Annotated in this window: 7 protein-coding genes; 3 read left to right on the forward strand and 4 right to left on the reverse strand. The window is 42.8% G+C overall.

Features of this window, described 5'->3' with window-relative positions; translation table 11 throughout:
- The first annotated feature begins 122 nt into the window (after positions 1-122).
- Entirely contained in the window at positions 123-1,307 is a 1,185-nt protein-coding gene (locus BLT94_RS17020) for an OmpA family protein (RefSeq protein ID WP_092236746.1), read from the forward strand.
- A 222-nt stretch (positions 1,308-1,529) separates the two neighbouring features.
- Here the strand turns inward: BLT94_RS17020 and BLT94_RS17025 are convergent, their stop codons facing one another.
- From BLT94_RS17025 to BLT94_RS17035, 3 genes are all read right to left on the reverse strand, one after another.
- Positions 1,530-3,467, reverse strand: coding sequence for a molybdopterin biosynthesis protein (locus BLT94_RS17025; protein WP_092236747.1), 1,938 nt, complete (start codon positions 3,465-3,467; stop codon positions 1,530-1,532).
- A gap of 149 nt (positions 3,468-3,616) precedes the next feature.
- Positions 3,617-4,843, reverse strand: coding sequence for a molybdopterin molybdotransferase MoeA (locus BLT94_RS17030; RefSeq protein ID WP_092236749.1), 1,227 nt, complete (start codon positions 4,841-4,843; stop codon positions 3,617-3,619).
- Positions 4,840-6,084 (reverse strand): LL-diaminopimelate aminotransferase, encoded by a 1,245-nt coding sequence (locus BLT94_RS17035; RefSeq protein WP_092236751.1) that lies wholly within the window; start codon positions 6,082-6,084, stop codon positions 4,840-4,842. The genes BLT94_RS17030 and BLT94_RS17035 overlap by 4 nt, the downstream gene beginning before the upstream one ends.
- Before the next feature lie 307 nt (positions 6,085-6,391).
- Between BLT94_RS17035 and BLT94_RS17040 the strand changes: the two genes are divergently transcribed.
- On the forward strand, positions 6,392-8,446 hold the full coding sequence (locus BLT94_RS17040; RefSeq protein ID WP_092236759.1) for a DctP family TRAP transporter solute-binding subunit: 2,055 nt from the start codon (positions 6,392-6,394) through the stop codon (positions 8,444-8,446).
- Here the strand turns inward: BLT94_RS17040 and BLT94_RS17045 are convergent.
- A complete protein-coding gene (locus BLT94_RS17045; protein WP_139169056.1) occupies positions 8,443-10,125 on the reverse strand; it encodes a DUF6399 domain-containing protein in 1,683 nt (560 codons plus the stop codon). The two genes, BLT94_RS17040 and BLT94_RS17045, sit on opposite strands and share 4 nt — an antisense overlap.
- A gap of 278 nt (positions 10,126-10,403) precedes the next feature.
- Between BLT94_RS17045 and BLT94_RS17050 the strand changes: the two genes are divergently transcribed.
- A complete protein-coding gene (locus tag BLT94_RS17050; RefSeq protein ID WP_092236762.1) occupies positions 10,404-13,310 on the forward strand; it encodes an ATP-binding protein in 2,907 nt (968 codons plus the stop codon).
- Position 13,311: the final 1 nt, after the last annotated feature.

Raw genomic sequence — 13,311 nt, forward strand, 5'->3', positions numbered from 1 at the left:
GTAAAAACAAGGAAAAGAAAGGTTGATTTCATGATCATTATCCTGTAAAAATAAAAAACACACTTAATATCAATACTCTTGAAGACATCACCTTAATATCAATTAATCAAAAGGAGAAAAAAATGAAAACTTTAGTTAGGAAATTATTAACACTTTTTGCCGTCCTTTTTTTGTTTGGATGCGCAGCAAAACAGATGATTACACTGCCGGAATTTGAAGCAAAACAATTTGACAAGACGATGTATACATCAAAAATAGATAATTTCCTGATTCTTTTTGATGCATCAAGCTCAATGTCTGAATCGGGTAAATTTGATGCTGCACAGGCACTTGTCACACGAATGAATGAAACCCTTCCTGAAATGGGTCAAACAGCAGGTTTAAGATCTTTTGGCCATTCTCCAAAAGTATCAAAAAAATCAACTGAATTGTTTTATGGAATGGAACAATATGTTTCTGATAACCTGGAAAATAATTTTGGAAAAATCACAGAACCAGGCGGCAGCAGCCCTATTTACAAAGCAATTAATGAGGCCGGCAATGATTTTAATGGACTTTCAGGTGATATGAACGCCGTTATCATTATTACTGATGGGCTTGATATGAAAAAAGATGCCCTGAAATCTGCAAAAGCATTAAAAGAAAGATATGGTTCATCCATCTGTTTTTATCCCGTTCTTGTGGGTGATTCTGCAGAAGGAGAAGTAATGCTTCAGGAAATCGCGACCATTGGCGAATGCGGATTTTATTCGCTTGCCGGCGAATTGTTAACCAGTGCAGGCATGGCAAATTTTGTAGAAAAGGTATTTCTTGATAAAAAGGCCGTTCCGGTTGCTCCACCAGTAAAAGTTGCGCCTCCAGCTCCGGTTAAACCGGTTACACCAATGAGAAAAGACAGCGATCACGACGGAGTGTACGATGATGAAGACAAATGCCCAGGAACGCCAATGGGTGCTGCGGTCAATGCGCTTGGATGCTGGGTTCTTGACAATGTTCTTTTTGACTTTGATAAAGCTGTGATCAGAGCCCAAGCCTATCCGCTGCTGGACAATGTCGCCGATATCCTTGAAAAAAATCCAGGAATGGGAATTGACCTGCACGGTCATTGCGACAATATCGGTACAGCTGAATACAACATGGGGCTATCAATGAGACGGGCTAATGCCGTTAAACAATATTTGACCGGCAAGGGAATTTTAGAAAACCGAATGAGTACCAAAGGATTCGGCTTTACCAAACCGGTTGAACCGAACAATACATCGGAAGGCCGTTCGTTAAACAGAAGGGTTGAAATTTACCCCTATTAAATAATAAAACAATTCAGGGGCTTGCTTCCGGCAATGGATGCGTTTACCTGCAATTAGACGTAAAGGCCGCAAAGAAAAAATATTTTCTCTTTGCGGCCTTTACATTATGCGTTTCTAAAATAAGTTTTTTTTAACCATCATTAATTTCTGATCTCTAATTTTCGTGTTATTTTGGCAAGAAAATCAAAAAGCATGTTTGGTTATGTCTTGTCCAGGTTAAATTTAACTGTCGGATTGATATATTACCTTTCCCGTTTTTTGAGTGTCGTATCCGCCAAGAGATATGACTCGATCCTGAAATTCTTTTGTCTGAATGCTTTCAAGCAACACTTGAACCTTTCGGGTATGGTAAAACCTGTCAGGAATAACAAGATCATACTCTTCGGTCACAATCGGGACAAAATCAAGATCAAGCGCCCGGGCTGCCGCATGTATGCCAAGCCCTGCGTCCACACGGCCGGAAAGAACGGAAACAGCAACAGACATGTGAGTATATTCATCATTTTCATATCCAAGAATATCGTCCGGCGAAATTCCAAGGGTCTTTAATTTATAATCCAGTAAAATCCGGGTTCCCGAACCTGGCTGGCGATTGATAAACCGAAGGCTTTTATCTTTTAAGTCTTCAATGGATTGGATCTGTTTTGGATTGCCTTTCGGTACAATCAGTCCCTGATCCCTCATGACAAGATTTATCAGCCAAACTTTCTGATCCGCCAGATATTTTTTAATATATGAAATATTATATGTGCCGTCCTCAGGATCTAAAAGATGGGCACCAGCCATATGGCAGGCACCTTTTTTAATGGCCATGATGCCTCCCATACTGCCCACATGGCTTGATGAGATATTGATATCGCCCCTCACAGCTTTTATCTGATCCGCAATCAGATCCAGGGTGTTATCATGAGAACCGGTTATAACAATGGTGTTTTCAATGGATGATAAGGGCCGAAGCAACTGGGCATGGACCTGCTCTTTTTGTGATATCCCCTCACTGTTCGCAGGAATTCTGATAATACCGTCCGCTTCGGTCAACGTCGTAATGTTACCGGAGCCTCTGGGCAATTGGGAAGAGATCAACTTGCCATCCACAGAACCTATTTTTACCCTTAAAAACTCCTCCTGACCAAGTTTTGAAGCAATTTTCCGCGCAGGGGAAACCAGCGCCTCTGTCGGTTGTTTTGAGGGAAGTCTCTGCATGTTTAACAACAATGGTCCGGCAAATTGTTCAAATGCCACAATGGCTGATACAGGATATCCAGGGATGCCGAATACCGGGGTATCAGACACCCTGCCAAACATCATGGGTTTTCCCGGCATCATTGTCACACCGTGGACATAGAGTTCGCCCAGGGATGAAATAACGGGTTTTGCAAAATCCTCTGACCCTGCCGAAGATCCGCCAATGATACAAATCATATCATATTGTTGAGTTGCAGCAGTTTTTATAGCGGATTTGATTGTTTCAAGATTATCCTTGAGCATGGGATGACAATCAAATTGCGCCCCATGATCTTCACAAAGCCCTCCTAATACGGTGGAATTTGATTCCAACACATCCCCCGGTTTGAGTTGATCTATACTGATCTCGTGCCATTGCTTGAGTTCCGATCCGGTTGGAACGATGAGTACTTTCGGGCGTTTGTAGACATCCACCTTAAATATCCCCCCGGCCAAAAGCGCGCCAAGTGAATATGTGTTAATTTTGTGACCCCTTGGAAATAATAATTGAGTGGCCACAATATCTTCCCCCATTTTTCTGACATGCTGCCAGGGAAAGACCGGTGCTTCGATCTCAACATTTTTTTTATCAATAATATTCAGATGCTCAATCATGATGACCGCATTAGTGCCCTCGGGCATGGCATGGCCGGTATTGACCCAGAAAGCATTGTCATCGGGGATAAGAGTGATGGGCGCATCTTCGCAGGCACCAAAGGTAAAGCTTGCATTAACGGCAATGCCGTCCATGGCGGCAGCATGAAAATTGGGAGATGAAATGGCCGCGATGGCCGGTTTTGCAAGGACCCTTTCTTTGGCATTGACCACATCAAGGGTTTCAATTTTGGTCACATGATTTTCAAATTGATCAAAGAGAATTTTTTTTGCCTCTTCAATGCTTTTTAAATCAAGGTATACATTTCTTTTAGAATTCATTTGTATGATCTCTTTCTATGATTTTTTTTAGAATCTTTTCTATAATCCGGTCTGTTTTTTTATATGAAAGTCTTAAAAAAATTCATACAGAGACTTTCAATCTTGGTTATGGGCAAACCCGTTTTAAATACCAGGCCTGCCCGCAGCAGTTACAAAAGAATAATATCTACCAGGGTGCCTTTTTCCAAGCCTTCAACATGATCGCCGATTTCAAGGAGTCCGTCTGCATGAATCATGGTTCTGATCAGTCCTGATTTTCCCAGTACCGGTTTTGCCAGCAGTTGGTTATCCTTTTTTTCCAGCAAAACCCTGACAAAATCCCTTCTGCCCTGTGCGGACGATACATTACGGGTTAATTTTGCGGGAATCCGAATAGTCCGGTCCTTTTGTGCAAGTCCCTTGAGCATATTTAAAAACGGAATGACCACAATTTTAAGTACCACCATGGCAGATACCACCTGGCCGGGAAGTCCCCATACGGGCTTTTTTCCGGCTTTGGCCAGGATTGTTGGTTTGCCCGGACTTACGGACATGCCATGAACCAATATTTTCGTATCAGGCAAAGACGATAATGCATCAATTGTAAAATCCCTTGTTCCAACAGAACTTCCCCCGGAAAGGAGTACCATGTCTGTTTCGTCAAGGGCTTTTTTTATGGCGGCTTTTAAGGCAACAAGATCATCTTTTACAATGCCGTAACGCACCGGTATTGCCCGGGCTTCCTTGATAAAACCGGCCAGTGTGTAAGAGTTGATGTCCCGGATTTTACCTGGTGCGGGTTCCTCTTCTATGGGAATGATTTCGTCTCCGGTTGAGATAATACCCACCCTGGGTATTTTATATGCTTCAATCCTGGCAAACCCAAGCCCGGCAGCAAGGCCTTCTTCCTGGGGACGAATAAGGGTTCCTTTTGACAATACAGTATCTTGTTTGGCAAAATCTTCGGAAGCATCAATCACATGTTGTAGCGGGGCCACACTTTTATAAATTTCAACGGAAACGTCATCAACAAGTTCCGTATGCTCCACCATGACAACACTGTCAGCTCCTTTGGGGAGCATCCCACCGGTTGAAATTTTTGCAGCCTGCCCAGGAGCTAAATCAAAATCAGGAATCTCGCCCATCAAAATGGTTCCCACAATATCAAACCAGGCAGGACTGGATTCAGAAGCTCCGAATGTGGAACTTGAAACAACGGCATACCCGTCCATGGTGGCCCGTCGAAATCCCGGCATGTCTTTGGGGGCAATCAGATCGCTGGCAAGAATTCTTGAAAAGGCATCACAAACCGGTATGGTTTCAGACCCCACCGGAGAAAATTCTTTGATTAATGACTTGACCTCTTCAAGACTTTTTACCTTGAAAAAATGATTCATTTTGCGCTTGACCTCCCGGTTAATGCCTCTTTGAGTTTATCCATGGCCAGTATTACATTTTCAAGACTGTTAAAAGCACTGATGCGAATATATTGCCTGCCGCATTTACCGAAACCTGCGCCCGGCGTACACACAACTCCGGCTTTGGTTAATAGCAGATCAAAAAAATCCCAGGAATCCCTGTCTTTTGCATCAACCCAGATATAAGGGGAATTTTTCCCTCCGACATAATCAAACCCGAGGGATGCGACGGTTTTTCTGATGATATCGGCATTGTTCATATAATCATCGATCTGCTGCTTTACCTGGACTTTTCCCTCTTCGGAATAAACCGCTTGAGCAGCTTTTTGAACCGGATAGGACACCCCGTTGAATTTTGTAGTATGCCGCCGGTTCCACATGGCATGCAGGGATATTTTTTCACCTTTTGAATTGAAAACCATGCACTCTTTAGGCACTACGGTAAAACCGCATCTGGTTCCTGTAAATCCTGCTGTCTTTGAAAAACTTCTGAATTCAACAGCCACCTCTTTTGCACCTTCAATTTCATAAATGCTTCTGGGAAGAGTCTCTTCACGGATAAAGGCTTCATATGCAGCATCAAATAAAATCAAGGCCTTATTTTCCTTTGCATAGTCAACCCATACCTTAAGTTCTGCTTTGGTCGCTGTGGAGCCTGTGGGGTTGTTGGGGAAACAAAGATAAATCAGATCCACACTTTCATCGGGAAGCCTGGGAAGAAAATTGTTTTCCTTTAAACAATCCATGTAAACAATCCCGTTATACCGGCCATCCTCAAATTCACCCGTTCGGCCGGCCATGACATTGGTATCCAGATATACCGGGTATACCGGGTCAGGAATGGCTAATTTGATATCGGTTGCAAACAGCTCCTGGAAATTTCCGGTATCACATTTTGCCCCGTCACTGACAAAAATTTCGTCCGCTGATATATCGGCTCCACGGTCCTGAAAATCATTTTTCGCAATCGTCTGTCTTAAAAAGTCATATCCCTGTTCCGGGCCATAACCCCGGAAAGTGGCATCATTGGCCATTTCATCAACCCCCTGATGAAAGCCTTTTATCACGGCCGGGACAAGAGCCCTGGTAACATCACCAATCCCCAGCCGGATGATTTGTGCCCCGGGGTTTTTTTGCTGGTATTCATCCACTTTCTTTGCAATGTCTGAAAAAAGATATGATGCTTTTAATTTATTATAGTTATCATTTGCTCTGATCATAAACCGTCCTTTCTATCCATATATAATGTTCATTCAATGTTATTAAACAATCAAAAGAAAAATGTCAATTACAGGGGCGTGCGGTTGTGTTTTTTCAAGCTCATATTGGATTACTATGCCCTGATGTGGTAAAGAAAGCTTTTGTATTTTGTAACACATGATAAGGAGTCTGACATATGCAGATAAAGACAAAGAATTTGACTTATGCAACCCATACAGATGTTGAAGAAAAAACAAGAAAAATGAGAAAAAAATTTGCAAGAAATAAGATAAAAAAACGATTAGGATAAACGAAAAGACAAAAAACATGAAAATTACGATTTCTCTTTTTATTGCAGCAGCGGCTTTTATACTTGTTTTTTTTTGTATCCCAAGGAACCCCAACCCTGTTTTCCCGGATGCCCCCCTCCCCCCTATACAAAGGATGCGCTTCAGCCACAATATCAATGAAGATTCAGCCCTGCATCAGGCAGCTTTGCGATTTGCCGCCAAAGTAAATAAAAAAACCCATGGACAAGTTGAGATAGAGGTTATTCCGGCCCAGAGGCTTGGAACAGATCATCAGATGATTGAAATGGCCAGATCAGGGGAAGTGGATATTATTCTCACTCCAACAGCCAAACTCAGTCTTCTGGTGCCTGAAATGCAATATGCAGACATCCCGTTTCTTTTCCCGGAAAGAGAAGATGCCTATGCCCTGCTTGATGGAGAAGTGGGCAGGATGCTGCTTGACCATCTGTTACCCTACGGCCTTTTCGGAATCACGATCTGGGAAAACGGATTTAAACATTTTACGGCAAACAAGCCCATTCACACCCCGGATGATTTTCGCAGGCTGAAAATCAGAACCATGAAAAGCCACATCATTATGGAGCAGTTTAAAGCGCTTGGTGCCACACCTGTTCCCATTGATTTTTACAAGACCTTTCAGGCGTTAAAAGATGGGGTGGTGGATGGACAGGAAAATCCTTTGGTGGCTATTGCCGGTCTGAAATTTTATGAAGTTCAATCACACCTTATACTAAGTAATCATGGCTATCTTGGCTATGTTTTGTCTTTTAGCGGCAAATCATATAGAAATCTGCCCTTCCGAATTCAAAAAATCCTGGTGGAAACCGCCAGAGAAATGACATCCTGGGAACGCATAGAGACCCGGAAAAGGGAAGCTGTCTTTTTAGAAACCATACGGAACTTTGGCACAAACATTTCCGTGTTATCCAAATCAGAACAAAAGCTTTTCCGAGATGCCACTAAAAATATCATTTACAAATTCAAAGATATTATCGGCGATGATATTGTAAACGCCACAGAATCATACTTGCAGCAAAAATACGGGGATTACCGGAAGGAAGACATCATTATAGGGCTTGATGCAGATATAAGCTCAGGATTTAAAGGTGCGGGTATGGCCATCAAGCGGGGCATGGAGCTGGCGGCTACAAAAATCAATAAAGCTGGCGGCGTACTTGGGAAAAAAGTGTCGGTTCTGTCTTTGGATCATAAAGGAACCCCGGCCCGAGGGCGGGAAAACCTTGTCAGGTTTGCAAAAATACCCAACCTGGTGGCAGTCATGGGCGGGGGAGACAGCCCCGTGGTTTTGGCGGAAACAAAACTTGCCAGGGAACACAAGCTTCCTTTTTTGATCCCCTGGGCGTCGGCATCGCAAATTGTTGACAACTCTCTCCCGGAAGACTATGTTTTCAGGCTTTCCATTACTGACAAAACTGCCGGAGAATTCATAGTAAATAAGGCCGTTGGCATATCAAACAAAATAGGCCTGCTCCTGGAGGATACCTCCTGGGGCCACAGCAGTGAAAAAGCCATAACCAATGCTCTGAGACGAAGAGGCATGAGTCCGGTTTGTGTTGACTGGTTTTTCCAGGAAGACAAAGACATGTCTCCCCAGCTTTTAAATATGGAAAATGCCAACGCCGGAGTTATTCTTCTGGTGGCCAACGCACCGGACGGTGTCAGTGTTGTGAGAAGTATATACCAGCGAACCCAAAAAATACCAATCGTATCCAATTGGGGTATCACCTGCGGATATTTCCGGGAAGAGACACACCAGGAACTCAAGGCTATGACATTACGTTTTTTATATACCAATTGTGTTTTAAACCAGGAACTCCCGAGACATAAAGATTTTATGCAGGCATATAAACAATCCTATGGGTTTAAGAATGAAATACCATCCCCGGCAGGTTCCGTCCATGCATATGATCTGTTTCATATTTTGGTAAAAGCCGTTGAAAAAGCAGGCAATACAAACCGCAATGATATCCGCTCGGCACTGGAAAACATTGATTCTCACCAAGGGCTTTTAAAAACAGGGCTTGATCATAAGATCGGCCATTATTCCTAACTTGCCATTTTTATTCTATTTCTTCTTGGTCTTGCAGGCAAAGGCATTTTTTCAACGAGCCATTCAAACATGTTGATGGGCTTGTTTTCAAAAAATCGTTCTGCCGCCGTCGTTCCATCGGGCCTTTTTAAATAAAAGTTATGAATTACGGTCAATCCCTTCAGTTTCCGGTCACTCAGCCTGTGCATGCCATGATGATGAATGGATAGTTGAGCGTTACGGCCTTCTACACATGAACTTGATCTTTGAAAAAATCCAGCGCATTCCTTGGCTGTTCTCACCATACGGTTGATTTCACCTTCATCGGATTCAGAAAACGGACCGGTTCTGTCCTGCAACACCGAAAGCAACGTTTGAGATTTTTGCCGGATCAGCTCTTTTTGTTCCGGGTCTTTTTCCTTTCGGGAGACCTTTTGAAGATAAAAACCCGGGATCAACTGGCTATGCATCAGTTCACGCTTATCATCAGGCAAATCCATATCGCTAACCAACGACTCAATCATGCAAAAATAAAATATGAGGGTGGCTGTCATTTTTTCGGTTACACGCCAGGCCTTGTCGATTCGTTCTTTGCATCGATCCGACAGAAGATCTGTTGCTTTCCGGATTTGATCAAAGCTATCTTTCAACTGAATACCGACAACAGATGAGTCCTGCTTTTTTCCTGTGAAAGGATCATAAGGATGATAGGCCTTGCTGATTTGCTTTCTTGCTTTTGTAACGACTTCCCGGTTTTCCCTTGCCTGGTCCAGAGCGGCCTTTGCTTCCTGTTCTTTTTCCCGGCAGCAAAGGACCCTTTTATCGAAGTCGAGAGGCCTGCCAACAGGTCGTTTTTCAAGGTTCTCATACTCTTTTTTGCTTTTCAGTGCATTATGGACGGCCTTTTCACAGTTTGCATGGTCTTTTTCAGCTTTTCGTATTTTGGCGAAGAGCGGCGCTCCCGTTCCCCTGCTGATTTCATACATCACATGAAACAGATCCGGTGAATGATGCCCGTTCAAGCCTTTGGTTACATGATGGATCAATCCCTTGGCTTCATCACTGGTGCTTTGGATGACCTTGACGGGAAGATTGGCAAGAGCACCGATCACGGTCTGGTTCCAGGTTGCGCCGGAGCGGTCGTTGGCATATTTTTCAAGGATAATATAGTTGGAGTCCGGATTGATTGCCACAAGGCAGACCTGAGGATGAAATGTCTCGTCTTCACACAGGGTAATCCGTTTCTCGGGCATCAACAGTGAAAGACGCGCCTCTTCCATATCACCGAACCGGCCTATCATGGTGTCCATCTGATCTGAAATTTTTTGATGGGTGCCGTAGGATGCCGCCACAAAACATGATAGCCGGGTTAACTTCAGGAAATTGCAGATATTGCGGATGCTTGAACATCCCACCTTGGTGAACTCAAAATGGAGGGCCTGAATCAAAATGTGTAAAAAATTCACACCTGCCGGGCTCTCGAAAAAAGAAACCAGAGCCGGATCTGCATCGATTTTATCCATCCGATTGTACCAGTTTTGGAAAGTCGTACGAGGAACACCGGCTTGTTTGGCAAACTCACGCTGGCTGAGTGTTTTCTTACGGTTTTTAAAATCTATGATTTTTATAGAGATGTCATCTCTGGGCCATTGAATTTTGGTATTTGCATTTTGAAAAGATTCAGCGTATGTAGATGTCATGCCCGGTCTTTTGATCCTTTCTGTGAATAATTTTTGTTTGGTCACAAGATTTATTCACAGACCGGGCTGATTTTATCTACATTTTTTTTCTAAATATGTCATTTTTAAATTTTCTAAGTGGATACCTCGTGGCCGATGTTATGATCAAGCCCTAAAAACATATCATCCGCCCTTTTCTCCGGGGAACCATGAAGCACTGAACATTAATGATTACCAGCTGGCTGAATATGATAAAAACGGCAGGATAAAAATAGTATTGAAATAAGGATTCAACCACAATGAAGTTTTCCACTTTTTTTCCTTTTAAAAAGAGTCTTAAGACCAGGATCGGTATTCAGTTCAGTACTGTCGTGGCCATAGCCATGCTGACAAGTGCAGGTATTGGCATTTATATGAATCATGTGGAAAGCAAACATTTGATTTTTGATGCCCTTCGTGAAAATGCCAATGAATCACTGCGCGATTTTAACGATCATCTTGCCTTATTAAAAGACAGAACAATGTTATTTTGCCATAACCGCTTTGTCATCAACGGCCTGATTGACCCGGAAGGCAAATCACGGCACCTGAATCAATTGCTTGGTGACTTTGCTGACAGAAAAGATGTTATCAGTGCCAGTATTGTTGATTTTTCCGGTAAAATTATCATGACCACAAAAGAAAAGAACTCTAGTCTTTCCAACTACAACTATGTTAAATTCATGTATGATAAACACTTGCGCAGAGTTCTTGCAAACAACACGGTAATGGTTTATTTTTACGAAGATAAGCTGATTATCATGGCTCCCATCAGTTATTATAACACTGTTCAGGGAGGAATGCTTGTGGAGTATGACTTTGCAATGACAGCAAAGAAAATTTTTTCCCACTTAAAACAACGGATGATCAATCTTTCCATTGATTCCAAACCCGTTTTTACTCTTAATTTTCATAAAAAAGACATATATCTAAGCATCAAATCTGAACTGACAATAAAAACAAATGTACTGAATGATCTTAATGTTGTTCTTGAAATGGGTTTTCCAAAACATATCTATATGAAAAAAATATTTAGAATCACAGCCAAACTGGTTGTTGTGGTTTTGATTGTAATACTGATAGCTTTGATAATTGCTTTTAGAATCGGCTCTTCCATCTCAAACCCGATTCTTGCACTTTGCAGCAAGGTAAAATCTTCCAGTAATGATCTTGGCGGAAGATGCAGCCCCGTAGGTACGGGAGATGAACTGGAAATACTTGCCGTAGCTTTTGATGAAAAAACAGATGAACTTTTGCAACATCAACAGAAACTTGAAAAAAGAGTCAGACAAAGAACTGCTGATTTAAAGGAAAGCAATGCAAAATTAAAAGCAGAAATTCTGGAGCGAAAGCAGGCTGTTCAGGAAGCAGAGGCAGCAACTCTTGCCAAAAGTGAATTTTTAGCCAATATGAGCCATGAAATCAGGACACCCATGAATGCCATTACAGGTTTAACCGAGTTGGCCCTGCAAACCGAATTAAACCCTCAGCAAACAGATTATCTGACAAAAATTCAGAGTTCCACCTTGCTGCTGCTTGGCATAATTAACGATATCCTTGATTTTTCCAAGATGGAGGCTGGAAAAATGCATATTGAAACAGTGGATTTTTATCCCGATGATCTTATTGCCAATATCTCGGCTGTATTCAGCAGCATGGTTCAAGACAAAGGCATAAATCTGGATTTTGATCTGGACACCCGGTTGCCGGGAGCCCTTAAAGGTGACCCCACAAGGCTCAACCAGATTTTGACCAATCTGGTGTCCAATGCCGTTAAATTTACTGCAATGGGAGGAATTCAGATAAAGATAGAGCGGCTTGATCATGATCAGTTTATGGCCAGGGTCAAATTTACCGTTTCGGACAGCGGTATCGGCATGGAGAAAGATGTTCTGGATAAAATTTTTAACGCCTTTACCCAGGCAGATGCAACCATGACAAGGCAATACGGCGGAACAGGCCTCGGACTCAGTATCTGCCGGCAACTGGTCCGGCTCATGGGGGGGCGTCTCATGGTGGAAAGTACTCCCGGCAAAGGATCTTCTTTTTTCTTCACCCTTGATATGCCGGTGGGAGATGGGACAAAGGTTATATCTTCCATTGGTTCTGCTGGATATCACAAGATGGCTGTTGCGTCAAATGATCTGGCCGGAATACGGGGAAGGCGGATACTTTTGGTGGAAGACAACCTGATCAACCAGCAGGTTGCCATGGAAAAACTGAAAAAAATCGGTTTAATAGTCGATCTGGCCACAAACGGCCGTGATGCTGTTAAAGCGGTTCAAGATATTGAATATGACGCAGTTTTAATGGACATTCAAATGCCGGTCATGGACGGATATAAGGCAACCGCTGCCATTCGCGCACTTGGGATAACGCATACCCCAATCATTGCCATGACTGCCAATGCCATGACCAGGGACAGGGAAAAAAGCTTTCAAGTGGGAATGGATGATCATATAAACAAACCCATTGATACGGGACAGCTTTATCATACATTGCTTCGCCTGATTCCTCCCGGTCCGACGGTCATGCCCATAGTTTCTTCCCAGGTTAAAAAAGGTCAGTCCGGTGAATTTTTGACTTCCATTCCAGGACTGAACCTGGCACAGGGTCTGAAAAACATGGATGGCAATATTCCTCTATACAAACAACTGATAAAAAAATTTCTACGGGATCATGAAGATGCAGATCAAAAAATCCGGAATGCCCTTGCCGAAAAAAACAATGAGGATGCCCGGCTTGTAAGCCATACAATCAAAGGATTGGCCGGAACCCTTGGGGGAATTGATCTGCAAAAGGCAGCCATCCGTTTGGATAAAGCTATAGCTTTTGATGATACTGCTCATATTGACGGCCTGCTTGACGAGTTTAGCATTCAACTTAAAAAAGTTATGAACTCAATAAAAAAGTTGCCACCGGAAAAGATCAACAAAGCAAATGGGCCGGTAGACATCAAAGACATCATAGACCGGCTTGCAGACCTGGACCAATTGCTCAAAAACAATGATTTTCAGGCAGTGTCCGAATTTGCCGAGTTAAAACCCCTGCTACAAAAGGCAGACTTGACTCTTGAACTGGCAGACCTTGAAAAAGATATAGATTCATTTCAATACATCCATGCCAGAGAAAAATTAGCCAATATAAAACCAATATCAACTTTTTAAA

The sequence above is a fragment of the Desulfobacula phenolica genome, assembly GCF_900105645.1.
Classification (GTDB): Bacteria; Desulfobacterota; Desulfobacteria; order Desulfobacterales; family Desulfobacteraceae; genus Desulfobacula; species Desulfobacula toluolica.